General features: G+C 46.1%; 19 protein-coding genes. 6 read left to right on the plus strand and 13 right to left on the minus strand.

Translation table 11 applies throughout. The annotated features are described in order from the left end of the window. Positions 1-150 precede the first annotated feature (150 nt). The 6 genes from hpsO to RLO19_RS27810 form a co-directional block, all read right to left on the minus strand. Positions 151-1,320, minus strand: a complete 1,170-nt coding sequence (gene hpsO / locus RLO19_RS27785) for a hormogonium polysaccharide biosynthesis glycosyltransferase HpsO (protein WP_446360598.1) — start codon at positions 1,318-1,320, stop codon at positions 151-153. 190 nt (positions 1,321-1,510) lie between these two features. Continuing rightward, a complete protein-coding gene (gene hpsN, locus RLO19_RS27790; protein WP_446360599.1) occupies positions 1,511-2,503 on the minus strand; it encodes a hormogonium polysaccharide biosynthesis glycosyltransferase HpsN in 993 nt (330 codons plus the stop codon). A gap of 70 nt (positions 2,504-2,573) precedes the next feature. After that, positions 2,574-4,259: a hormogonium polysaccharide biosynthesis protein HpsL gene (hpsL, locus tag RLO19_RS27795; RefSeq protein WP_446360600.1), complete on the minus strand. Its 1,686-nt coding sequence runs from the start codon at positions 4,257-4,259 to the stop codon at positions 2,574-2,576. Between the two features lie 191 nt (positions 4,260-4,450). Beyond that, on the minus strand, positions 4,451-5,914 hold the full coding sequence (gene glmM / locus RLO19_RS27800; RefSeq protein ID WP_446360601.1) for a phosphoglucosamine mutase: 1,464 nt from the start codon (positions 5,912-5,914) through the stop codon (positions 4,451-4,453). Positions 5,915-6,145: 231 nt separating this feature from the next. Beyond that, positions 6,146-7,582, minus strand: coding sequence for a pentapeptide repeat-containing protein (locus RLO19_RS27805; RefSeq protein WP_446360602.1), 1,437 nt, complete (start codon positions 7,580-7,582; stop codon positions 6,146-6,148). A gap of 167 nt (positions 7,583-7,749) precedes the next feature. Next, positions 7,750-7,911 (minus strand): hypothetical protein, encoded by a 162-nt coding sequence (locus RLO19_RS27810; protein WP_446360603.1) that lies wholly within the window; start codon positions 7,909-7,911, stop codon positions 7,750-7,752. A 100-nt stretch (positions 7,912-8,011) separates the two neighbouring features. On the opposite strand from RLO19_RS27810, the gene RLO19_RS27815 reads away from it, so the two are divergent. Next, a complete protein-coding gene (locus tag RLO19_RS27815; protein WP_446360604.1) occupies positions 8,012-8,851 on the plus strand; it encodes a prephenate/arogenate dehydrogenase in 840 nt (279 codons plus the stop codon). A 133-nt stretch (positions 8,852-8,984) separates the two neighbouring features. On the opposite strand, the gene RLO19_RS27820 is transcribed toward RLO19_RS27815, so the two are convergent. The 3 genes from RLO19_RS27820 to RLO19_RS27830 form a co-directional block, all read right to left on the minus strand. Beyond that, positions 8,985-9,797, minus strand: a complete 813-nt coding sequence (locus RLO19_RS27820) for a sulfite exporter TauE/SafE family protein (protein WP_446360605.1) — start codon at positions 9,795-9,797, stop codon at positions 8,985-8,987. Between the two features lie 297 nt (positions 9,798-10,094). Beyond that, the gene (locus RLO19_RS27825; protein ID WP_446360606.1) at positions 10,095-11,576 is read right to left on the minus strand and encodes a M16 family metallopeptidase; all 1,482 of its coding nucleotides are present in this window, start codon (positions 11,574-11,576) and stop codon (positions 10,095-10,097) included. 222 nt (positions 11,577-11,798) lie between these two features. Further along, complete coding sequence (locus RLO19_RS27830; protein WP_446360607.1) at positions 11,799-13,391, minus strand: insulinase family protein; 1,593 nt, start codon at positions 13,389-13,391, stop codon at positions 11,799-11,801. 269 nt (positions 13,392-13,660) lie between these two features. Between RLO19_RS27830 and RLO19_RS27835 the strand changes: the two genes are divergently transcribed. After that, complete coding sequence (locus RLO19_RS27835; protein WP_446360608.1) at positions 13,661-14,272, plus strand: TetR/AcrR family transcriptional regulator; 612 nt, start codon at positions 13,661-13,663, stop codon at positions 14,270-14,272. A 23-nt stretch (positions 14,273-14,295) separates the two neighbouring features. On the opposite strand, the gene RLO19_RS27840 is transcribed toward RLO19_RS27835, so the two are convergent. Next, on the minus strand, positions 14,296-14,739 hold the full coding sequence (locus RLO19_RS27840) for a DUF4332 domain-containing protein (protein ID WP_446360609.1): 444 nt from the start codon (positions 14,737-14,739) through the stop codon (positions 14,296-14,298). Positions 14,740-14,869: 130 nt separating this feature from the next. Here RLO19_RS27840 and RLO19_RS27845 point away from each other — a divergent pair, with 130 nt between their 5' ends. Both RLO19_RS27845 and RLO19_RS27850 read left to right on the plus strand, forming a co-directional pair. After that, positions 14,870-16,648, plus strand: coding sequence for a metallophosphoesterase family protein (locus tag RLO19_RS27845; protein ID WP_446360610.1), 1,779 nt, complete (start codon positions 14,870-14,872; stop codon positions 16,646-16,648). 79 nt (positions 16,649-16,727) lie between these two features. Then, positions 16,728-17,267: a hypothetical protein gene (locus RLO19_RS27850; RefSeq protein WP_446360611.1), complete on the plus strand. Its 540-nt coding sequence runs from the start codon at positions 16,728-16,730 to the stop codon at positions 17,265-17,267. An 86-nt stretch (positions 17,268-17,353) separates the two neighbouring features. Here RLO19_RS27850 and RLO19_RS27855 read toward each other — a convergent pair whose 3' ends face one another. Next, positions 17,354-18,652 carry a calcium-binding protein gene (locus tag RLO19_RS27855; protein ID WP_446360612.1) on the minus strand — a complete coding sequence of 433 codons (1,299 nt, stop codon included), beginning with the start codon at positions 18,650-18,652 and terminating at the stop codon, positions 17,354-17,356. 545 nt (positions 18,653-19,197) lie between these two features. Between RLO19_RS27855 and RLO19_RS27860 the strand changes: the two genes are divergently transcribed. Continuing rightward, positions 19,198-20,547 carry an AAA-like domain-containing protein gene (locus RLO19_RS27860; RefSeq protein WP_446360613.1) on the plus strand — a complete coding sequence of 450 codons (1,350 nt, stop codon included), beginning with the start codon at positions 19,198-19,200 and terminating at the stop codon, positions 20,545-20,547. 178 nt (positions 20,548-20,725) lie between these two features. Here RLO19_RS27860 and RLO19_RS27865 read toward each other — a convergent pair whose 3' ends face one another. Further along, complete coding sequence (locus RLO19_RS27865; protein WP_446360617.1) at positions 20,726-22,687, minus strand: bifunctional aldolase/short-chain dehydrogenase; 1,962 nt, start codon at positions 22,685-22,687, stop codon at positions 20,726-20,728. A gap of 31 nt (positions 22,688-22,718) precedes the next feature. Between RLO19_RS27865 and RLO19_RS27870 the strand changes: the two genes are divergently transcribed. Then, entirely contained in the window at positions 22,719-23,129 is a 411-nt protein-coding gene (locus RLO19_RS27870; protein WP_446360614.1) for a hypothetical protein, read from the plus strand. 238 nt (positions 23,130-23,367) lie between these two features. Here the strand turns inward: RLO19_RS27870 and RLO19_RS27875 are convergent, their stop codons facing one another. Then, complete coding sequence (locus tag RLO19_RS27875) at positions 23,368-24,042, minus strand: transposase (protein WP_446360615.1); 675 nt, start codon at positions 24,040-24,042, stop codon at positions 23,368-23,370. Between the last annotated feature and the right edge of the window lie 97 nt (positions 24,043-24,139).

The raw sequence follows: 24,139 nt of genomic DNA on the forward strand, positions 1-24,139 counted from the left end.
ACCAATAATGTAGCCACCTCATATCATCGCCAACTATTTCCAAATCCGATAAAAAAAGCAAATCCCAATCCTCTAACCCCCTCTGCGTCCTCTGCGTAAACCTCTGCGCTCCTCTGCGTTAAAAAAATATAATTTTGATACCCCGTCTCATCATTCAACAAGTCTCTGATAAAAATCCAACAACTTCCGTGCCAAAGCCTTATTAGTATACTGCCTCATTGCTCGTTCATACCCCAATTCAGCCAACTGATTCCCCCACTCCGGCTGCTCCATCAGCGATACCAACTTACTCCGTAACGCTTCTACATTCTTCTCCGGAAAAACCAAACCCGCATCCCCAATCACATTCGGAATTTCCCCAGAATCAGACCCAATCACAGGCACTTTCGATGCCATCGCCTCAATCAAAACATGACCAAACTGTTCTTTCCATCCCGCCGCCGTTAGAGTTTTAAACTTGTACGTCGTTTCAGATGGCAAGACTAGAACATTCATCAAATTAATATAATTTGGCACTTCGTCATGAGGAACACTCTCCACCCAAATCATTCGGTCTTTAATTCCCCATTCCACCGCCTTCTCCATTAACACAGTTTGCAGAGAACCACGCCCTAACAGTAACCACTTCCAACGATGATCCTTGATCCCCGCCAAAGCTTCCCCTAAAGTTAATAACCCTTTTTCTTCAACAAACCGTCCTACAAATCCGACGACAAATTCATCTCCTTGAATTTCTAACTTGCTTTGTAAGTCTGGCTGGACTTGGGGACGAAATCGGCTATCATCCACACCCAATTGAGGCATAACGATAGAAGCCCCCTGATAACCATGCTGCTGGAGTACCTCCACCGCATCCTGATTTCCAGCAACGAGTCCGTGGGTATTTTGGAGGTTATAATCGTGCAATATCGATAAAGGAAACTTTACCTGATATGGTAAATTCCACCAGGTAAAGAATAGATTTTTTGCCTTTAGCCCTAAAACTTGATTCAAGGCAATGAATTGGGCATATCCTAATGACTTTGCGCCTTGTTCAACCTGAATAATCTGGGGGCGAAATTCCCGTAATAAGGGAATAATATCTGCGCCAAATGTGAGTAATCCCTGATTATTTTGGCTCAAGTTAGAGACAGGTACGACTCGAAATGAACCCTCTTGACGCGGTTGAGTTTCAATAATTTTATTTTGAACGCCCCCTGGACGCCAACGACGGGGTACGACTACGGTGACTTCAATATCAGATTCTAACTTAGCAAGTTCCCGTAGCTTTTCGCAGTTGAGATCAACAATATAGGTATGACTGGCAACTAGAATTCTCATACTTTTTTAGAGGGAACAGGAAACAGGGAATAGGGGAGATGAGGGAGTTAATGGAGATAGGGAGTTAACTCAACACTAAGTTAGGGCGGGTTTTGTACCAAGGTTACTATCAATCGCTACAAGAGAGTCCCTAAACCCGCCCCTACAAACCATGTCCATTGAATGTCGCGAAGGGTCAAAACGTCCCCAATCAACCATCAACTTTTTCATCTAACTTGGTATAAATTTGTCCCTGATCCCAACTGGACTTGATTTGACTTTTCAGGGCGTCGATAAACCCGATAATGTAGAAACCTGCACGAGTGACAATTTTGATTGGGGAACCACTCTTGTTACAGGGTGGATTTCCCAGAACGTGACAATCAAAAAGCTTAGCGAATAAGCGCACCTGCTGACTGGGGGTGAGGTTTTTCAGCGCCATCAAGAAATGATTGTGATAAAAAGTAACTTGGTATTTTAGCGATCGCGTACTAATATCATGACAGCCGCCAGTTTCTTCGCCTAGATGCACCAAATATGCATCGGGATCATACCAAATCTTGTAACCCGTTTGCCGCGATCGCAGACAAAAATCCGACTCTTCCCGTACTGCACTCCCGCGAAATCGCTCGTCAAACCATATCCCATGCTTGGTAAAAATGTCCCGACGGTAGGACATATTACAGCCTCTGGCGGAAATCACCCACTGAGGTTTAATCGTATGCACTAAGTCAATGTGATACCAGGCAATTCCAGGGTCCATCGCCTGAGGTGGCAAATCCTCAATTTCATAATCTCCCTGATGTTTCTTCTTAGAATCTGCCAGCTTCATCCGGTCAAACACTCGCCCTGCAACCGCTCCAACCTCCTGACGCTGATAGTTACGGGCGTGGGCATCTAAGTACCCAGCGGGCATTTTTACATCATCATCGATAAACACAACAATTTCGCCCGTCGCCCGTCGCACACCATAATTTCGCGCCCCAGGTAGACTCGCCCAGTTCACCCGAAACCATTTAATTTTATGGTCATTCGCTAATTGCTGTAAATAGGCTTCGATTTCAGGTTTATGGTTTTGAGTTTGATCAACCACTAAAACTTCTACAGCAGGATATTCTTGCTTGAGTACATCTTCTAAGGTATCTCGCAAGGGTTCTTCGCGTTCGTAAGTGGGAATAATGACTGAAATTAAAGGCACATTCACGGCTATTTTTTTGAAATGGTAATTGTTGATTGTTGATTGGTAATCAGCTCCCCCAGCTAAGAGACGTGCACTAGGAGGCTACTGGGGTAGCAATTCGGGGTTTAGAGACCTTTTTTTTACCGTTCTTTTGCGCGTCAGGTTCATCCTGTTGTTGGACAAGTTTAAGTTTTCGCAGTTCCTGTCTGTCTATCGCGGGTAAGGCTAAGATTGCTCCAGCAAAGAACCAGTAGTATACAGCCACGGGGTCTGTATCCAAAGGATACCAATAGGTGTTATAACTGATAATCAAAACAAAGACCCAATAACTAGAGCCAAAACTACGTAAATTTTTGTCACGAACTGATTGTTTTGCTTTAAATGTAGTAAATGTCAAGTGCGTCACAAACGCCAAAAACGCTAGGGTACCGATCATACCTATTTCAAAGATAAGTTTGGGATAATAGGTTTCAACCAGTGAAACATCCCCAAAGGTGCGAGTAGAATTAGTAGCTCGTCCTAAACCATTCCCGAGCAATCCTTTGGTGTTATAAGTCGCCCATTCAAATTGATGTTGAATGAATGCTTGCGGTGGTGAAGCCTCAGCACGACTCTGAAAACTGTCAATCCGTTCCTGAACCAGTTCCGGATTCGTAGCTAAGCCAATCGCAATCACCAAGGCGAGTCCTACCCCAATCGGAATAAACCGCTTGAGATTCGCTATCTGACCTGTAAGAATTAACAAGAGTATCGTAATAGCTGGAACCAAAGCCAAGGCAATTCGCTGACCGCAGATTACCGCATTTATGAAAACCAGTGCCATTCCCACCAAACCCCCAATCCGCCAGAAAAAAGATGAATCGCTGAATGCGGCAGAAAACGTTAACGCACTATTGGCAATTAGGAACCAACCCCAGTGCCAAGGAGACACAAAAGTTCCTGGCAAGCGAATCATATTCTGTGATGGACTGTACAGCAAAGCCCCACCAATAAAACACCGAGCCTCTAAGGTTGCCTTAAATAACTCAACCCCGGAAAGATGATCCGTACCTTTACAGATACCCTGCTTGAGCATCATGTACTGCCACAGCCCTAGGACACAGCAAATAATTGCCAGACCTAGATGCAAACGGCTACAAAATAGCAAATCCTTTTTACTTTTGAGCAAATGTTGAGCGCAAAAAACCAGGGGAGCGTATCCCAGGAAAATTTTTAAGCCCAAAATTCCTTGAATAAAGGGTTGTCCTGATTCCTTGCCTGTTAACTGCAAACCGTTGACAAAGAATAATGTCAAAAGAGACAACACCAAACAAATACTCAGTGTTGGCATTAGGCTTTTGGGAACAAAAAAGGGTTTCTTTTCGCGTCTGCACTGTTGGTATAAGCCAATTAGAGCAGGAAAATACAATCCATCTTTGGCTAATTGGAGTAGAGCGCTACCACCCAGGCTATAAACAACAGTACCGCTAAAGGGCATATAAATGAAAAATAGCCACAGAGCCTTGCGGGGATATTTATAGGACAGACCAAAACAAGGTATGATAGCTCCGGCGATCACACCCATCTTCGGTTCGGCAACCACACTAACGATCGCTCCTAGAAATATCCCTGGCAGTAGCGTCATGAACAGCCATTGAATCAGTTCTTGGCGCTGCCGTTGTGCTGTACGCTTTTGGGCTAGCTGCTCCTTCAAACTCAGGAGAGGGGCTTCAGACTGCTTTGACTGCTTTTTTCCTTTTTTTGAAGTTTTCGATTTTGATTTTGATTTTGATTTAACCATGGCAAAGCTGTCACGCTGCCTATCTCTTTCGATTGTGGCACATTCCCAAGTGAGGGAGTTCTTGAAGCAGGGGGAGCATGGGGAGCTGGGAAGCAATGTAGAGACGTGCCATGGCACGTCTGGAAGCAGGGGGAGAAAAAGTTAAATGATAGTTTTCTGCGAGCAGTATTGCCTTAGAGCCTTGAAGCCTTCTAACCTAAATGGTTTTCGACAACAGAAACCAGTTTAGCTGTCCAGTGCGTTGCCATTTGAGCTTCAACGGCTTCTACCATCACCCGGATAACGGGTTCGGTTCCCGATGCCCGGACTAAAACGCGCCCTTGATCTGCCATAACGGTTTGAGCTTGGGCAATGGCATCCATCAGGGGTTGACACTCTTGCCAATGTAAGCGGCGATCGCGGTTTTCGACGCGCACATTTTGCAACAGTTGGGGATAAGTCTGGAAGCTTTGATCAACCAGAGTATTCAAGGAAACCCCCGACTGACGTACCAACGAGGCTAAATGCAAAGCCGTTAACATGCCATCGCCTGTCAAGCCGTAGTGGTAACAAAGAATATGTCCCGACTGTTCGCCGCCGAGCATGGCACCACTGCGATTCATTGCCGCCTGAACATATTGGTCGCCTACAGCAGTTCGCACCAATTTGCCGCCCCTGGCTTTCCAGGCATTTTCAAAGCCCAGATTTGCCATAACAGTGGCAACAATTAAATCGTCAGGGAGTTGATTCGTTTGTCGTAATGTTTGCCCCCAGAAATAGAGAATATAATCCCCATCAACGACTCGACCTTCACAATCAACCGCCATCACCCGATCCGCGTCACCATCAAAGGCAAAACCCATATCGGCAGAGTGTTCTCGTACCGCATTCTGGAGGCAGGTTAAATGAGTTGAGCCACAATTAACATTAATGCGATCGCCATTGGGTTGATTATGTAAACAGATAACGGTTGCTCCCAACTGTGCAAAAACCTGTTCCGCTAAGTGCACGGAAGCCCCCCACGCCAAATCGAGGACGATTTTCATCCCTTGTAAATTGGTCACCGATTCCAGGGGACGCCGTAATGATTCGAGATAACGTCCCACTAATTCCGGTCGGTGGTAATGGTGACCCTGGCTATGAGCAACCACAGCCTTATCCACTATCCCTCGGATACCCGCCTCAATCTGCTGCTGCAATTCCCCAGGCAGTTTTGTCCCTTGGGCGCTAAAAAATTTAATCCCATTATCTTCTGGGGGATTATGACTGGCAGAAATCATCACCCCGCCCACGGCTTCTGAGAAACGGGTAAGATAGGCAACTCCGGGCGTCGGACATAACCCGATATTCCATACCTCCAATCCAGCTAAGTTTAAGCCTTTACTCAGCGCCGATGCCAACATATCGCTGGAGTTTCGCGAATCCTGTCCGACAATCACCGGACCCAATGCTGAGGCTTGCGAATGTAAGACCTGACCTGCCCAAAACCCAATTTGTAGTGCCAATTCAGCCGTAAGCAGTTCTCCCACTCGTCCCCGAATGCCATCCGTACCAAACAAGGGAGTCTTTGGCAGAGTTAGGGGTAAATCCGTTAGCGTTCCATGGGTCGAAGATTTTTGTAGATGTCTGGGGGCAAAACGATATAAGTCCTGACGGCGGACAGGAGACGTAACCATAACTTGAATTTCCTCACACAACACGATACTGTGGAGGATAACACTTTCTTCTATGGTTGTTATAAGTCATTCGTCATTCGTCCCCAGCTCTCTCTGCTCCCCCTGCTCCCCCTGCTCCCCCTGCTCCCCCAGCTCCCCCTGCTCCCTCTGCTCCCCCTGCTCCCCCTGCTCCCCCTGCTCCCCCTGCTCCCCCTGCTCCCCCTGCTCCCCCTGCTCCCCCTGCTCCCCTGCCTATTGAGATTGCATCAACGGCTTACCAAAGGCTGGATGGTAGTAAGCTGTCCAGGTTTGATTGTTAGAGTTAGTGATGATGGTTTGAGTGGGAGCTTGGAAAAAAGGACTCGACTTTCTGAAATCCACCGCCATTTTGGACGGATCAATGCCTTGTTCAAGGGTTTTCAGGAACTCTTGAATGGATTGGGATGTTTTAAAGCCCCACTTTTCCAGAACACTGGGTTCTAGCTTCTTGAGCAGTGCGATAATATTTTCTTGGGTAATCGTTGCATCTTTAAACGGAACAATTCCTAAGTAAGCAATAATTAACAATTCAGCATTACTGGCACTAAAGGTCAAAGAGGTTTTCCGCACGCCAACGTTCACGCTGGGTGCTGTATTGAGAACGGGGAAACTCTGCGCCAGTTGATGATAAACACGGACTAAGGCTAAATTCGCGGCGATATCTAAAGGGGCATCAATGATAATGGTGACGGTGGGTAAGGTTTCGTTAAAAAACTTGTGCGATACTTCTTCGCTGGCAAGGTTGACAACCCGACTGTGATCGCCCTCTGGACTCAAATCAACCCATTCACAGACAATACCTTGGGTTTTGAGACCAACACGAGACACCCCATGCAATTTTGCCCCTGTGAGCGTCGCCCCGGTTAAGTCTGCCCCAATCCAATCGGCATAAATTAATCGCGCTTGGGTGAGATCGGCATGGACTAAACTGGTATTGAGCAAATTAGCATGACTCAAATCCGCCCCGGTTAAATTCGCGCCGCTTAACTTAGCCTCACTCAGATTTGCCCAACTGAGATTCGCACCACTCAAGTCAGTCCAGCGCAAGTTAGCACCACTGAGATCCGCACCCGCTAAATTGGCACAACTGAGATTGGCTTGCTTGAATTCAGCCTGTCGAACATTGGTATTACTCAGATCAGTACGGCTCAAATCGGCGGCGTTCAAATTAGCACCCTCCAGAATTGCCCCTGTTAAAACAGCTCCCCGTAGGTTAGCTTCGCTAAGATTAGCCCGGTGCAGTTTGGCATTTCTGAGGGCGGCTTCTCGCAGATCCGCACCACTGAGATTCGCTTCTGTTAGGTTAGCGCCACTTAATTTGGCACGAATCAGTTCTGCCCGAATCATCGCCGCCTGAGTCAGTTGCGCTCCACCCAAGTCCGCTCGAATCAAATTGGCAACGTTGAGATTGGCTTTGGTTAAGTTGGCGTTGGAGAGATTGGCACCACTGAGTCTGGCTACATTAAGTCGTGCCCGACTTAAATTTGTACCAATTAAATAAGCACCACTGAGGTTGGCTACACTTAAGTTCGCGTCACTTAAATCGGCACCACTGAGATTAATCCCACTCAGGTTGGCTTCGGCAAGATTTGCCCCGGAAAAGTTTTTCACGCCAGCGGCATATTTTTTGAGAATTTCCATCACATTCATCTTTCTTCCCCCGTGGAGACCTCCGTTAACCTTATGGGTATAACGGGAGGAGGAAACGGGGGATTCTTTCGGGGGCGTTGAACCTCAGAAAGAATCAGGTTACTGTACATAAGAATAACCGTCTTTTTTATGAATAGGTGTGCAGTATTTGTGACGGATGCCTTGAACTAGCCCAGCTTTGTTAATGCATCCCGAATTTGAAAGCCTCGGTACTGTAAATCAGCTACCCAGACAACCTCGCCTGTGCTGTCGTTAACCAACGCTAGCCCAGTTGTCTGCGGGCTGGGATCAATCTTGATGGGGAGCGATTCTACTTCTAAGTTCCACACCTCCTGTTTCAAATGCTATCCTTAATTGAACTGCCAGTTGCCTAAAACCCAGCTTTGCCTAAAACTTAATTTAATAGCTTAACGTGGATGGCATGGGATCATGAAGATTGGAATTGTTGGGCTGGGACTGATTGGGGGTTCCCTGGGACTGGACTTGAGAAAATTGGGTCATTCCGTCTTGGGAGTGTCTCGCCAAGACTATACCTGCAACAGAGCCATTGAACTCGGTGTGGTGGATGACGCCAGTGTCAAAATGAACCTATTGGCAGCTTCTGATATTGTTTTTATTTGTACGCCAATTTCTGCGATCGCGCCAATGCTCCAGGCGTTAATTCCTCACCTATCCCCGGAAACTATTATCACGGATGTGGGTTCGGTGAAAACGGCGGTGGTGGAAGCGGTGACACCCCTGTGGCATAATTTTGTCGGTGGACATCCCATGGCGGGTCGAGAATTGAATGGGATTGAGGCGGCGGTATCAGGGTTATTTACTGATTGTGCTTATGTGTTGACACCTCTGGATACGACGCCACCCGCCGCCGTGAAACAGGTTGAGCATTTGGTGCGATCGCTCACGAATCGGGTTTATTTCTGTAGTCCTCAAGATCATGATCGCGCTGTCGCTTGGATTTCTCACCTGCCTGTTATGGTGAGCGCTAGTTTAATTAATGCTTGTATCGATGAAACTGACCCGATTGTCTTAGAGTTAATACAGCAGTTAGCTAGTTCCGGGTTTCGTGATACCAGTCGGGTGGGTGGCGGAAATCCTGAGTTAGGGGTGATGATGGCACGTTATAATCGGGACTTTTTATTGCGATCGCTCTTATCCTATCGTCACTGTCTCGATGAATTGATTGAACGGGTTGAGCAAAGCGACTGGCAAGGCTTAGAACAGCAACTCCAAGACACTCAAGCCGCGCGATCGCAATTTTTCTCCTAATCCCTAAACTCCAAACCTCCCCACTTTTTTCATTAGAAGATGCCGTGAACGCTCAGAGTGGGGTCAATACTGCACTTTCATGCAACGTCTCTACAATCTGGACATAACAGGGTTATGTATGCAAGATTTGATATCAGACCCCATTTATATAGCTTTGCCATGCCTGCCAGAAAAAGTAAATGGCTAAGATAGCTAGTAGTGTACTAAATGCCAAACTAACCACTTGATCCGGTAATTTAGGCAAAAAACGGGTACTAATTTGCGCTCCCAATAACCCCCCTGTACCCAGAAGTAATCCCTCAATCCATAACACATTCCCTTGTACAGCATGACCGATACAAGCCGAAATTGCGGTAATCACAATCACGCCTAAACTGGTTTGAATTGCCGTTTTAATGCTCTCTCCCAAGAGTAAAATTTGCAAGGGCACCATAATCACGCCTCCACCCACACCAAATACGCCAGCGAGTAAACCGGCGGCACTTCCTGTGGCAATTCTGGCTAATGCTGCTTTGCTTTTCGAGTGTGGAGTTTGTCGTTGATTTTCCGTTTCTGGAGCATCTTGCTTTTCTCTGGCTTTCAAACGTTTGCGGAGTCGCACTAAGTAAATATTAATTAGGAGTAATAGTCCGAATGCCGCCTTTAACCAGTAGTCGGCAAATAATTCTGTTAAATAAGCGCCAATTGGCGCAGTTATTATCGCCGGAAAGCCAATGGCAATGATGCGCTTAAAATCTATGTTACCCAGCCGCCAATTCTGTAATGTACCCGAAATTGCTGTAATCACGATTGACAGGGTACTTGTAGCAACGGCTTGTTGATAGTCGTATCCTAAGGTTACTAATAAAGGTACAAGAACTGTACCGCCACCGATTCCCAAAAAGCCGGCTAAGATTCCGGCAAATAAGCCAGCAGATGCGAAAATTAATAACTGGGTCGGTGTCATTGGTTATTGGTTTTATGTCATTTGTCTGGTGCGTTACGCTACGCTAACGCACGATGGCGCCGTGACCCACCTAAAATGGTGGATTAGAATTGTAGGGGCGCAGGTTGTGCGCCCAATTTAACCATCAATCTATTGCACAATTTTAGCTGGGTCAGTCCACTACTGGCTTTGTGGTAGAGAGGTGGGCGAAGCATTCTTGGAGTACATTTATAGTCTTCGGAGTGAGTTTTTGGCAAGAATGCTTCGCCCCTACGTATGCCCCTACGTATGCCTCTACGGATGTCCCTATGTATATCCCTAACTGCTTTGTTCTGGAATAGTGATATCTAACGACGTGACATTGTTAGAAAGACTGGTTAAGGGAGGCTGAATTGCATCCGTATTACCGACAACTAACGTAACCAGTTGATTGGGTTGTAGATACTTTTGAGCCACCCGTTGCACATCTTCAATCGTCGTCTCTTTCACCTTCTGCTGATAGCGGAAGAGAAAATCTTCGGGATACCCATAATATTCATACCGCATCAGCCGTGATAAGGTTTGGCTGGGATCTTGAAAGTTAAAGACAAATGAGTTCAAAACTTGGTCTTTAGCAGACTCAAGTTCCTTGGGAGTTACAGGTGTGGTGCGGATTTTCTCAATTTCTGAGCGAATCGCTTGAATAAAAGATACGGTTGCTTCAGAACGAGTTTGTCCACCCGCAACAAACATCCCAGGATAGTCATGGCGAGGACTCCAGAACCCATAGACAGAATAGGCTAACCCTTGGCGCGATCGCACTTCATTAAATAACCGTCCACCAAACCCATTCAGGATTTGATTCATCACATCCAATGCCGGATAATCAGGGTTATCAAATTCTCCACCAATATGTCCCAGATACACATAACTTTGGGTAAGTTGATCCTGATCCACAACAAATAAACCATCTTCCTTTGCCTGAGACGCAGACGGTACGGTTATCTCTGGGGGAGGTGATGGGGGATTCCAGTTACCAAAAGTTTCCTGAATCCGCGATCGCATCTTGTCTGAATCAAAATCTCCCACGATACCCAAAATCATCCGTTCGGGATGGAAATATTTCTCATAAAATTCCACCACATCGTCACGGGATATATTAGCTAGGGTTTCATATTCAATAGTGCGGGCATAAGGACTCTGATCCCCATAAATCAGTTTAGTAAATTCGCGACTGGCAATATCTTTAGGATCATCATTGCGACGGGCAATTTGTCCAGCTTGTTGCTTTTTCGCCAACTCCAGCTTATCTTCAGCAAAGGCAGGCTTTTTAATCACCTCAGCGAATAATTCAAACACCATATCCACATCTTCACTGAGAGCATTAAAACTGGCGCTACCGACAGAGGTATCAATACCTGTTTCCACAGACGCCGCCCGTTGTTCGAGTAACTGATTCAGTTCATCCGGCGAATGTTCTGTTGTCCCACCTGTGCGGAGGACTTCTCCGGTAATATTAGCTAAACCCACCTGATCAGCCGGTTCAAGGCGATCGCCTGTACGAATCATCGCGGTCCCACTCACCAAAGGCAATTCGTGGTCTTCCATTAAATAGACGACGATGCCATTATCCAGTTGATAGCGAGTATACTCAGGAATCTGAATCTCTGACAGAGGCGGAAACGTTAACTCGGTATAATGCTTCGCCGTCGCCGCTACAGCAGGCGTGCGCGATACGATAACCAGAAGCATCGTAGCAACCAGTAATCCAAACCAGCGCCAGACTTTGCGACCGAATCTATTCAATATAAGATTGCTCATTTGTCATTTGTCCTTCGTCATTTGTCCTTCGTCATTTGTCCTTTGTCATTTGTCAGAGATTTAGAACTATTAACACAACCGAATAAAACTGAGTGTATTTCCACCCACCTACTCAATCGCCAAAACCTCTGCGTTACTCTGCGTAAACCTCTGCGTCCTCTGCGTTAAAAAAAAATTCGCAAGACAACAGATTCAACCCAAAAAATAACCAATGACAACAAACTATTGACTCGATAACAACCGTCCAATGGTACGATTTTCCGGCGTGAACGTCTCTTGAGCCACCCTTTGAATATCAGTCGGTGTGACTTGGGCGATTGCCTGGATTTCATTAAACAGATTACGCCAGTCGCCTGTTTTCACCTCATATTCGACTAAATTACGTGCCATCCCCATATTAGAATCGAGCGATCGCAATAAGCCAGCACGGACTTGAGTTTTCACACGTTCCAACTCTTGAGGTGAAACGGGTTCAGTTTTGAGTTGTTCAATTTCTTCTCGCAAAGCTGTCGCCACTTCTTCAACGGTATGTCCTGGTGCAGTTAGGGCATATAACAGCATCAGATTTGGATATTTATCTCCCGGAAACCCGCTAAATCCGGCGGCAGAAAGCGCAACTTGTTTTTCTTCGACCAACGATTTATACAGGCGAGAGGTGCGACCCTCGCTGAGTAAACGCCCAATAATTTCATAAACCACATGGTCAGGATGAGTACGAGAGGGTCGATGATATCCTTCTAAATACCAGGGTTGAGACTGTAGTTCCAACGTCACCTCCCGCGTTTGTTGCTGGGGAGGTTCGACTAGGGTTACTTCAGGTGCAGCGGGTTTTGCCTTATAGCGTCCGAAGTACGTTTGAGCCAACTGTTTAACCTCGTCGGGATCAACATCACCCACAATGGCAACGGTTAATTCACTGGGAACATAGTAAGTTTCAAAGAATTGCCGCACGTCTTCACGAGTCAGGTTGCGGATGTCTTCGTCATACCCAATCACCGGACGCCGATAGGGATGGACTTGAAACGCCGTATCCAGAAAAGCCTCGATCATTTGACCTATGGGCGAGTTGTCGGTTCGCAGACGCCGTTCTTCGAGAATCACTTCTTGTTCTTTATAGAATTCGCGAAACACAGGTTCTAGGAAGCGTTCCGACTCCAAAGACATCCACAGTTCCAGTTTGTTGGAGGGGAAACTATAGAAATAAACTGTCGCATCGGCTGACGTGGCTGCATTTAACCCGACGCCTCCAGCTTGTTCAACGATTTGACCCAACTCATTTTGCTTAACCAAGCTAGCGGCTTGGGCTTCGACTTGGGCAAATTCCGCTTGTAATTGGGCAACTTTTGCCTCGTTCCCGGCTTTTTTCGCCGCTTTCATTTGTGCCGATAACTGATCCAAGCGGTCTAACAGGGGTTTTTCTGCCTGATAGTCTCGCGTTCCGATTTTCGGGGTTCCCTTAAAGGCTAAATGTTCCAGAAAGTGAGCCACACCGGTTTTACCCACAGGTTCGTCAACACCACCAACATCAGCATAGGTGGCAAAGGAGACAACGGGGGCTTGATGCCGTTCGAGAACGATGAACTTCATCCCATTATCCAGGCGAAACTCGCTCACCTGGTCAATCACGCCATCCAAATAAGGTTGGATTGATTCAGCGTTAGTGGGTGGGGTTTCGGTGCGAGCCAAAGCCCCCAATGGTATACTGCTCCATACCAGGGTTACAACTAAGAACGCTCCCAGGATGGAGCGCCATTGGTATTTTCTCAAGTGAACAGTCCAACGCGGAAAAGGCAGAATAGATCGATTTTTTGTCATTTGTCATCCTCGCTAAGCGAGAAGCCAGCTATGTCTTATGTTATGGGTCAGGAGTAGCGCAATAGTCACAGAACTTCATATAGTTTAGCGCTTTTGCTATCCGTTACTCTTTGGGCATAGTTCGTGACCCCTAACCTTTTGTAAAGTTTCACCCCTTTGGAGGAAGAAATACGCTAATGTAAAATGCGTCTTATGAGAAACTTATGATAAAATTTGCCTTTTTTGGGATAACCTATTGCCCATAGCCTTACCGCTCATTTTGGAGTCCAATGCGAATCTTACATCAGCCCCCTCAGTCAGAGACAGAGACAAAGCAGCGTATCCTAGATGCTGCCCAACGTTTATTTGCCAGTCGAGGGTATAACGGCACAACAACCCGCGACTTAGCCGCAAAAGCGGGTGTTGCTGAAGGGACTCTATTTCGCCATTTTGAGAATAAAAAAGCCATATTAGTCGAGGTGGCGACTCAAGGATGGGTGGAATTGCTCACGGATTTGCTAACTGAATTGAGCGAAATGGGGAGTTATAAAGCCGTGGCGCAGGTGATGCGGCGGCGGATGATGCGGATGCATGAAAATGCGGATATGATGCGGGTTTGCTTTATGGAAGCTCAGTTTCACCCCGATTTACGCGATCGCATCCAGTCGGAAGTCATTGCTAAAATGTCTAATGTGGCGGAAGCATTCTTTGAAACGGCAATGGAGCGGGGGATATATCGGCGTACTAACCCCAAGGTTGTTGCCAGGGTATTTTTAGGTATGTTTGCTGTGGCGGGGTTTAGCGATGAGACAATTATGGAACCAGGTGCCTCCCTTAAAGATGTGCAAGAAATGGCAGAAGGCATTGCTGATATTTTCCTTAATGGTGTCTTAGCGAAATAGTAGAGACGTTGCCTGCAACGTCTCTACAACGTAGGTAATTCCCCTGCTTGTTGAATCCAAGCAGCGACTTGATCAACAGTAGGAGACAGATCACGCCGTTGCATCGTTGCCACTTGGAGTCGTAAAATTTGCTGGTGTAACTTGTGAGTCGGGGTTTGAGCAAGCTGCTTGACTGAAATAATGCCAGCGTGCAGCAACAACCCGCAGTAGTCATAGCCAATACTAGGTACGCGAGCTAAATCAGCCAATGCTACCCATTTATGCACATATTGTGCCTTGATTTGCAGTTGATTGGCTAACACTTGTTGAGATTGGCGACTATTGGCGAGTTTGAGGAGTTGAGTTGTTGTCGTAATTCCCTGTTGCTGAAGCTTAGCGCAATCTTGCTCACTCAATCCAGGAAGATGTTCAATGGCGCGATCGCATACTGGAATAGTACGACGAGGGATTTTGGGTTGCTTAGACATTTTAGGGCATAAATTAGGTCGGCACAATTAAAACAAACAAGTCATGTAATGCTGTAGACAGCATCTCATCCTCACGTATTGCTAAAGTAAACTTGACTCCATCTATCCAGTCTTGTCTCGAAGACGATTCATGGTCAATCCTTTAAGCAGTCGCCCACAACTCATAGCGGTGTTAGCTTTCGTCTTCATTGCCCTTGCACCCATTGTCGTGCTATCTACCCAACAACCCCCTTACCTCTCCCCACCGCAACTGCTGAGTGATCCGTTTTTACAATTACCTACCGACACCTCTGTGCGCGTGGTTTGGTTTACAGAATTTGCCGGCACCCGTCATAGTGTAGCTTACGGACAAGGACTAAGACAGGTTGCGATCGCCAACACCACCAAACTCACTCGCACCCGGGAAGACCAAAAATCCCGTGTTGGAGAACAAACCGAAGATGCTCTAGTTTACCAGAAACCGACGCCAAGGGATATCTGGCGACATGAAGCCAAGGTAACTCGACTCACTCCCGGTCAACGAGTTCCCTATCAAGTCACTAGCGTGCGGAATGATGGGCAAATTGTCAAGAGTAACCCCTTTACCTTAACCCCTGCACCTCCCCCTCATACCCCCCTAAAAATTCTGCTCACCTCCGATCACCAACTCATGCCAATGACAGCCGCCAATTTACAAAAGGTAGCAGAAACCGTGGGGAATGTGGATGCCGTTTTTCTCGCCGGAGACTTAGTAAATATTCCCGATCGCGCTTCCGAATGGTTTGATGATAATCGCGGCGGTGCTTTCTTCCCAGCACTTCAGGGTCATGCTGATTATAAACTGGAGTACAATAACATCACCACCCGCTACACCGGGGGTGAGTTAATTCAACATGCGCCCTTATTTCCCGCCACAGGAAATCACGAAGTCATGGGACGATTTTCTACAGATAGCGGATTAAATGCTCAGTTTAATGACCCCATTCCTCGCCAAGTTGCAGCAGAAATTTATCAACAAACCTCTTCCCTATTGAACCCTAACAACAATCCCAACTGGCTCAAAGATAATTCCTTTAATACCGACACATACAACGAAATTTTTACTCTACCGGGTAAAGAGAACTATTATGCCATTACCTTTGGTGATATTCGCCTAATTTCCCTGTACATTACCAATATCTGGAGAACTCCTAGTCTCAAACCAAATGCCAAAGGACGATATCGGGAACGGGAAGCCGATTTAAATAATCCTACCGCTTGGGGATATGGACAGCATATTTTTGAACCCATTAAACAGGGAAGTCCTCAGTATAACTGGCTCAAGGCTGAACTCAACAGTCCAGAGTTCCAACAAGCCAAATACAAAATCGTTATGTTTCATCATCCTCCCCATTCTTTAGGAGATAATATTGTCCCGCCTTATACTGACCCCATACAAACTATTGAACGGGATAGAAAAGGCACAATTACGGCGGTGCGTTATGACTATCCCCCCCAAGCCGATTATATTATTCGGGATGTGATACCCTTACTCGAAACCGCAGGTGTGCAACTGGTTTTATATGGACATTCCCATCTCTGGAATCGCTTTGTGAATTCTCAGGGAATCCATTTTCTGGAATCATCAAATGTGGGGAATACCTATGGGGCTTACCTGGGCGAAAAACAGCGCCAAGTGCCAGAGGGAAAAGATTACGCGGCGACGGGTGATCCCAATGGATTAGAACCGATTCTGCCAACAATTGCACCATTACGGGGGGAAGATAACCAACCCTTACCATATATTGCCAGTAACGATATCACCGTATTTAGTATTTTAGATACCAGCACAGGAATCGTCAGCAGCTATCGTTTTGATACCACAAAACCAGACTCAGATGTAATTGAATTTGATGAATTTAAAATCGCTCCGGTTCGTAGGGTGCGTTAGCGCTTGCGTAACGCACCTTTACCCTGGGGTACAAGAAAATATAAAAAAGAAAATTCGTGAACAAGGCTGTAGACAACCTATGGCATTTCCCGACTTCAAATCCCTAGCTCAAGTTCAACAAGAATACAATATTAAGTATCTTGCTAACGGCATTGAAACCGTAGGGGCGCACGGCGTGCGCCCTGGAATTTACGGCGTGCGCCCTGGAATTTACGGCGTGCGCCCTGGAATTTACGGCGTGCGCCCTGGAATTTACGGCGTGCGCCCTGGAATTTACGGCGTGCGCCCTAGAATTTACGGCGTGCGCCCTGGAATTTACGGCGTGCGCCCTAGAATTTACGCCGTGCACCCTGGAATTTACGGCGTGCGCCCTGGAATTTACGGCGTGCGCCCTGGAATTTACGGCGTGCGCCCTAGAATTTACGCCGTGCACCCTGGAATTTACGACGTGCGCCCTGGTACTGGACTGACCCAGCTAAAATGGTGGATTAGATATGTCGATTTTAGGGGCGCATGCCATGCGCCCCTACGGTTTCGGGGCGTAAGATTAATTGATCAAATAAGGTGTGCCGAGCCAGTACTGGTGTGGCACACCTTATTTGGTGGATTAGAATTGTAGGGGCGCAGGTTGTGCGCCCAGAAAATCGCCAAAATCTATCCCACTATTTTAGGTGTGCCGAGCCAATACCCTGACATTTTCAGCGATTAAACCGTCACGAAATTCGCCGCCGTGAGCGTGGTTGTATCCACCCCATCCAGGATAGCCAGAACCTCACTACCAACCAGGATCTCATTGCCACTCAAGGTGAGAGAACCGAAGTCCAAACCACCAGAAAGACCAATCAAATCTGAACCCAACTGGAAGTCAGTAATTGTATCAGTACCTTCCCCAGGCGCAAAGACAAAGGTATCGCCACCCTTACCACCGGTTAACAAGTCATCCCCTGCACCGCCAGTGAGGATGTCAGCACCTTTGCCACCATCAAGGGTATCATTGCCAGCACCGCCGTTGAGAATGTCATCGCCGCCAGCACCGATATTGAGATCATCTCCCAGTAGCAAGTCATCACCATTACCACCGTTGAGGACATCCCCACCCGTGCCACCGATTAAGGTATCATTGCCTGCCAAACCGTCGAGGGTATCTGCACCATTGCCACCGTTGAGAAAGTCATCCCCGGCGTCACCGCTGAGGATATCAACGCCATTACCGCCGTCGATAATTAGTCCAGCAACGGCAGTCACTCCTACCGTCACCGCCCCAGTGCTACTGTCGGTGCCATCGCTGAGGGTATAGTTAAAGCTAGCATCCCCGGTGAAACTATTGTCTGGGCTGAAGATGATAAAGTCATCGCTAAAATCACCCACAGTACCATTATCATTCAGGGTGACAGTGCCGCCTACTGCGTCGCTAACACCTGTGATGCGTAAATCCGAAGCTGGGTTATCAGCATCGGTATCATTGGCGAGGAGGGTGCTGACGTTAATGGTGAGGGGGGTATTTTGAGCTGTGGTAACGCTGTCGGCATTGGCGACGGGAGCAATGTTGGTTGGAGCTAGTTCATATTGAAAGTCATCATAGCCAATACCACCAAAATCGGTGATGGTGTTGATACTAATGCGGGTAATGTTACTAAATGAGGATAAATCGATCAGATCTGGGTTGAAGCCATTTCCATCGGTGACGAGATTAACGGTTTCAATCGATCCATCAGCCGTCTCGACAGTAATCAGAGCTGCCGTACCATTGGTATTGTCACCTACTACCCTAAAGGAGAGATTATTAACGGGTTGCTCAAAATCTAGGTAAAGGTTTTGGTTCCCATCAAGATTGCCGTTTGCATCTGTTACACCGATAAGGTTTGGACTAGAGGTGTTGAAAATATCAGCAGCGGACAATGTTGAGACATTATAGCCTGAATCCGATGAGAATGTTACTCCGTCGTACTGATCACTGACAACTGCACCACCAGATAAATCGTCAAAATTGATTACTGTCGGCATGACTTATCACCTTTATCGTTAGTTTTTATTGTTTTGGAGTTGAACCGTTAGAACTACTCTAGCCAGATTACAGAACGAAAAAAACACATAAAGTTAGCTATTGCTCCTGCCCTAATCTTCACCAAATTTTCCCCACAAATTCATGGAGTCTTTACAAAAACGGGTTGACGTTTGACTGGGCTTTATTTATGAAGGAGCATTTAATACACAGATTGTTTTTTTGTCAACATATTAAATTAGCTAATTTTACCGTTCAAGTTAGCGACTTGAGGCGGGAGCCATGTGATATCCTATATCTATTCAGGTAACAACCTTTTGACGGTATGTGGCGTCAAGTCAGCGTGAATGGTGTAGGGGCGGGTTTAGTCTTTAGTAATTTGCCATCTTCAACTAGAGGGATGGTTCAAATTATCCCATTGGCTAGGGGCGGGTTTAGTCTCATCGGGGTTAACAACGAAAAGATAGTCGTAAAACCCGCCCCTACAGTCAAATTTCACCTGTGAACTGCCGTTTTTTTCCTCAACACTGTTTCAACTGGTTGTGATATGCATTCTACTCAAGACCTATTTGATTTCGCCCTGGAATCAATCAAAAATAAAACTCAAACCGAACTGAACTATATCCAGAAAGTCTTACTCTGGGAAGTCCTGAATAATCCCCAAAAAAGCTATGGAAAAATTGCCGAAGAGCAAAATTATTCGGAGCGATATATTAGCCATACTATTGCGCCGCAATTATGGGAAAAGCTTACCTCTGTCTGGGGAGAAAAAATTGGCAAAAAAAATTGTTACGTTCAGTTATCTAACCGACTCGCACAAAAAAAGCAACTCTACCCGTCTCAGTTAAGCCCAAACCAACAAAGGATTTCCTGCCAATTGCCCGGTAGCCCCATTCCCTTAGAGTCTCCGTTTTATATCGAGCGCTCTCCCATCGAATCCAAGTGTTATCAAGAAATTCTCAAACCGGGTGGATTACTGCGGATTACCTCTGCCAAAAAGATGGGGAAAACTTCTCTAGCGCAACGAATTATCAACCGGGCTAAACAGTACAACTTTCCCACAGTATACATCAGCTTAAACTTAGTCGAGAGTCAACTATTCAGTTCCACCGCAAAATTCTGGCGTTGGTTTTGTGCCAACCTGACTCGACAGCTCAAGTTAGAGTCTCAACTCGATGACTACTGGGATGAAGATATGGGTAGTTTAGTCAGTTGTACTGCCTATGTCCAAGACTATATCCTGCCAGCAATCGATTCTCCGATACTCCTAGTATTAGATGACGTGAACCAGTTGTTTTCCTTTCCCTCCTTAAGCCATGAATTTTTAGCCTTGTTGCGTAGCTGGCATGAGCAAACAAACTACAATGTAATTTGGCAAAACCTGAGACTGGTGACTGTTAATTCAACGGATTGTTATATTGCCTTAGATGTGAATAAATCACCGTTTACTGTCGGGTTATGCTTAAGTTTACCCAGGTTTACCGCTGCTCAGGTTGAAGAATTAGCCCGACAGTATGGAGTTCAGTTATCATCAACGGAATTAGCCGAACTGATGAGTTTATTAGGCGGATTTCCCTATTTAGTGAATTTAGCGCTTTATCATAGCGTGTTTGACGATATCCCGTTAACGGAATTATTCAGCACAGCCACCAGCGAAACCGGAATTTTTAGCCAACACTTGCACGAACAATTAAACTATCTGCAAAACTATCCTGAGTTAGAGACAGGTTTTCAGCAAGTTTTGAGGGCGCAAGCACCTGTGGAATTAGAGCAAGTATTGGCATTTAAGTTAAAAAGTTTAGGTTTGGTGGATCTCAATGAAACCACGGCTACGGTGAGTTGTCAGTTGTATCAAGAGTATTTTAGCTATGCGACTCAATTGATCATTGGTCATTAGTCATTGGTCCTTTGTCCTTTGTCCTTTGTCCTTTGTCAAAACACTGATTTCACTGATTTATTGTTCAGATGCGGGTAGGGGATGAAAGTTTAGTTACACTGATTACACAGAAAGGTTAGTTCTCTATTATTTGTCCTACTCGCTGCCCGAAAAGAAGTACGCTACGTCATTTTATCCTCTAAATCACTCGCTCATTTCCGCCGTCAATGGGAATATTCGCCGCTGTTGTTTTACTGAATAAATTTCCACAGAGTTCTACGGCTAATTCAGCGACATCATGGCTGGTTATTTCAACCTTGAGTAGATTATTGGTTTTATATTCGTCTACTGTTAAACCATAAGCAGCCGCACGAGACTTTAATACCTCTTCTGTCCAAATTCCGGTATCAAAAACGGCATTCGGATGTACAGAGTTGAGCCGAATGTTATCTTGACTCCATTCCAAAGCCGCCACCCTTGTCAATTGATTTAACGCCGCTTTAGACGCTGAATAGGCAGCAGCGCCAACTCCAGGTGCATAGACATTTTTTGAGCCAATGACGACAACTCGACCACCTTTGGGGGCTAATTTTAAAAATGGATGACTTTCTCGCATTAAAATTAAGTTAGCATCTAAGTTAATAGTGAGAACCTTGCGCCATTCCTGGGTTGATAAGTCTTTAATCGGACAACCGGCTGTAAAGATGCCCGCATTGAGGATTAAGATATCTAAGCCACCGAATTTACGCATTCCTTGTTCGAGAGCTTGAGTAATGGCGTTGTCATCGGTGACATCACAGGTTATGCCGATAAAGTCAGGACGATTATAGAGGGTTTCAATATCCGAATTAATATCTAAACCCACAACAGCAGCACCTCGTTGCAATAGAGAGTCTACACAGGCTTTACCAATACCCGACGCGGCGCCTGTAACTAAGGCAATTTCTCCGGTGAAGGCGGGTTCTTTGCCTGCTTTGTTTAATTTGGCTTGTTCTAATTCCCAATATTCGACGGCAAAGATATCTTGGGCGGATAGGGGTTTATATTCCTCTAAGTTGGTCGCCGTTTCGATCACATCAATAGTATGATCATAGATATCAGCCACAATATTGGCGGCTTTAATGGTTTTGCCAACTGTACAGAGTCCTAATTCCGGATCAAGAATAACTCGGGGAATCGGATCTAATATAGTATGGTCAGGACTAGAATAGGTTTGGAAATAGTCTTGATAAGCTTGACTATAGGCTTCAACATCTTGACCGATTAAAGGCAGACGCTTGGTGCGAATCACATGATCTGGTGTCGCTGGACCTTGTTGAGAAATTACCCCAATATCTTCGCGTTGGGCAAATGCCATATATTTAGGCGCTTGATCACTGGATAAAATAACCGGAAATCCGGCTTTTATGGAAAGCTGATGCCGTAATTTGGCTAAGGGTGTAGCTAAAGGTTTTTCTTGCCAAACACTACTGGGAGACGGAGAATAAGCGTTATGGTTATGTAAATAGTCTTCCGCTGCACTAACCAGTGAAATCATTCTCTCGTAAGACTCTTTAGCGGTATCCCCAAAGGAAAAAATACCATGATTCATCAAAACCATTCCGATAGTATTTTCATCGGCTTCTACTGAAAATTTCTCTCCACAGAGTCTGGCTAAATCGAATCCTGGCATAATATAGGGAATGATCACAACTTTATCACCATAAATTTCCTTAATTCTCTGCAAACCGTTGGGAGTATTGGTAATGGTGACAATCGCATCGGCATGGGTATGATCCACATATTTGTGGGGTAAAATGGCATGGAGAATAGTTTCAACAGAAGGAGAAGGGGCTGTAGCAACAGTCATCTGAGTTTTCAGCTCATTGACCATCTGAGAATCAGATAATGTTGGCAGTTTGGCTAATTTCAACAGATGAGCCATTCTCACGGGAGCAAACCCTTGTTTCTGAATCGTGGCTAAATCCCAACCACTCCCTTTGACATAAAGAATGTCTTCTCCTTCTCCGACTAGGTTTTTTTCGGTAATTTTGACCGAGGTATTGCCGCCGCCATGCAAAACTAAAGATGGATCTTTTCCTAAGAGACGAGATGTATAAACTCTGAGTTCTAAGTCACTTTGATAGTGACTGGCTTCTTGAGGATTCCAGAGATTTTTCATCATTAATCTGTATGTTGGGTTTGACACTCTCTTGTGTAAAAATAGCGGATACGGACACAATAGAGTTCAATCATTATACGGGTTTTCCGGTGTACAATGGCAAGGCGCGATCGCACCTGGGTTATCTGGATTGATCACGATTTCCATCGGTTCATCCATTCGTAGGGGCGCACGCCGTGCGCCCATGATGTCGGCGTGCGCCCATGATGTCGGTGGTTGTCGCCATGGCGTTTCCTTTGTGTATCCTGGGGAGAAGCGATCGCGCCTAGGTTATCTTCACTTTACTGCGATTATCTGGATTAACCACGGTTTACGTTCATCCAGATTATTGCCTTGGGGTTTTTTGGGTGTAACATCGTCCATGCGATCGCACCTGGGTTATTTTAAATGTACCTGGGTTATCTGGATTGATCACGATTTCCATCGGTTCATCCATTCGTAGGGGCACACGCCTGGTAATGGGTGCACGCCTGGTAATGGGTGCACGCCTGGTAATGGGTGCACGCCTGGTAATGGGTGCACGCCTGGTAATGGGTGCACGCCTGGTAATGGGTGCACGCCTGGTAATGGGCGCACGCCTGGTAATGGGCGCACGCCTGGTAATGGGCGCACGCCTGGTAATGGGCGCACGCCATGCGCCCCTACAGTTGACAACGGGGGTGGATTTAAACGGCGGGTGATTAGAATGGTAAATCTAATTCCATTGATTGATAATTGGGATCATGGTACGGGTTGTCTGCGTCAGATTCCCATCGACGGGGATTGTTGATAATGTAGTTTCGGATGTTGAATAATGATTTTTGATTGCGAATGATATGTTCGTAATAGTTCCGTTGCCAAATGGGAGTTCCAATTGATTGACGCATCAGGTTAATGCGTTTGGTGACAGTGGATTTAAACCCAGCAATAAATGATGATAAGGAACGAGCTGGGCGATGGATGGGTAAATTGGATAAGGGTGTATCAGGTTGTTTCCCTGTGGGGGAAGTATATTCAAATTGAGGAAACCCAGGGTTGTTTCCCTTATCGATTGGATCAATGGGATGATTATTTCTTTCTTTTGATGGGGTAATGATGACAATACCGTGGAGATGATTGGGCATAATTATCCATGCATCCAATTCAATTTCTTGGCGTAATTGAGCCGAATACAGCCATTCTTGGGCGACAATCTTACCAATTTGATTTAAACCCATTTTCCCGTTGCGAATTTCGCCAAACCAGCAGTGGCGTTGGTATGTGCAAAGGGTGACAAAATATGCCCCAGGTTGGGCGTAATTGTAACCCTTGAGGCGAATCGAATGGCGATGATATTGACATCCTCCCCCGGCTAAAGAGCGCGGGGGATTCCTCACCACGCCACCTTTTTAGGGGTGGTCGCTGATTGGGGTTGACGCTTCGCTGAAGGTTGCCTCCAAATGAGGTCTTACACCCTCTCCACGTCCGTTTATA

The sequence above is a fragment of the Coleofasciculus sp. G2-EDA-02 genome, from assembly GCF_040226375.1.
Lineage (GTDB): Bacteria > Cyanobacteriota > Cyanobacteriia > Cyanobacteriales > Coleofasciculaceae > Coleofasciculus.

Bases quoted from the DNA above. Each gene is read 5' to 3' on its own strand.
- hpsO (WP_446360598.1), bottom strand. From the start codon at position 1,320: ATGAGAATTCTAGTTGCCAGTCATACCTATATTGTTGATCTCAACTGC.
- hpsL (WP_446360600.1), bottom strand. From the start codon at position 4,259: ATGGTTAAATCAAAATCAAAATCAAAATCGAAAACTTCAAAAAAAGGA.
- glmM (WP_446360601.1), bottom strand. From the start codon at position 5,914: ATGGTTACGTCTCCTGTCCGCCGTCAGGACTTATATCGTTTTGCCCCC.
- RLO19_RS27805 (WP_446360602.1), bottom strand. From the start codon at position 7,582: ATGAATGTGATGGAAATTCTCAAAAAATATGCCGCTGGCGTGAAAAAC.
- RLO19_RS27815 (WP_446360604.1), top strand. From the start codon at position 8,012: ATGAAGATTGGAATTGTTGGGCTGGGACTGATTGGGGGTTCCCTGGGA.
- RLO19_RS27820 (WP_446360605.1), bottom strand. From the start codon at position 9,797: ATGACACCGACCCAGTTATTAATTTTCGCATCTGCTGGCTTATTTGCC.
- RLO19_RS27825 (WP_446360606.1), bottom strand. From the start codon at position 11,576: ATGAGCAATCTTATATTGAATAGATTCGGTCGCAAAGTCTGGCGCTGG.
- RLO19_RS27830 (WP_446360607.1), bottom strand. From the start codon at position 13,391: ATGACAAAAAATCGATCTATTCTGCCTTTTCCGCGTTGGACTGTTCAC.
- RLO19_RS27835 (WP_446360608.1), top strand. From the start codon at position 13,661: ATGCGAATCTTACATCAGCCCCCTCAGTCAGAGACAGAGACAAAGCAG.
- RLO19_RS27840 (WP_446360609.1), bottom strand. From the start codon at position 14,739: ATGTCTAAGCAACCCAAAATCCCTCGTCGTACTATTCCAGTATGCGAT.
- RLO19_RS27845 (WP_446360610.1), top strand. From the start codon at position 14,870: ATGGTCAATCCTTTAAGCAGTCGCCCACAACTCATAGCGGTGTTAGCT.
- RLO19_RS27850 (WP_446360611.1), top strand. From the start codon at position 16,728: ATGGCATTTCCCGACTTCAAATCCCTAGCTCAAGTTCAACAAGAATAC.
- RLO19_RS27855 (WP_446360612.1), bottom strand. From the start codon at position 18,652: ATGCCGACAGTAATCAATTTTGACGATTTATCTGGTGGTGCAGTTGTC.
- RLO19_RS27860 (WP_446360613.1), top strand. From the start codon at position 19,198: ATGCATTCTACTCAAGACCTATTTGATTTCGCCCTGGAATCAATCAAA.
- RLO19_RS27865 (WP_446360617.1), bottom strand. From the start codon at position 22,687: ATGAAAAATCTCTGGAATCCTCAAGAAGCCAGTCACTATCAAAGTGAC.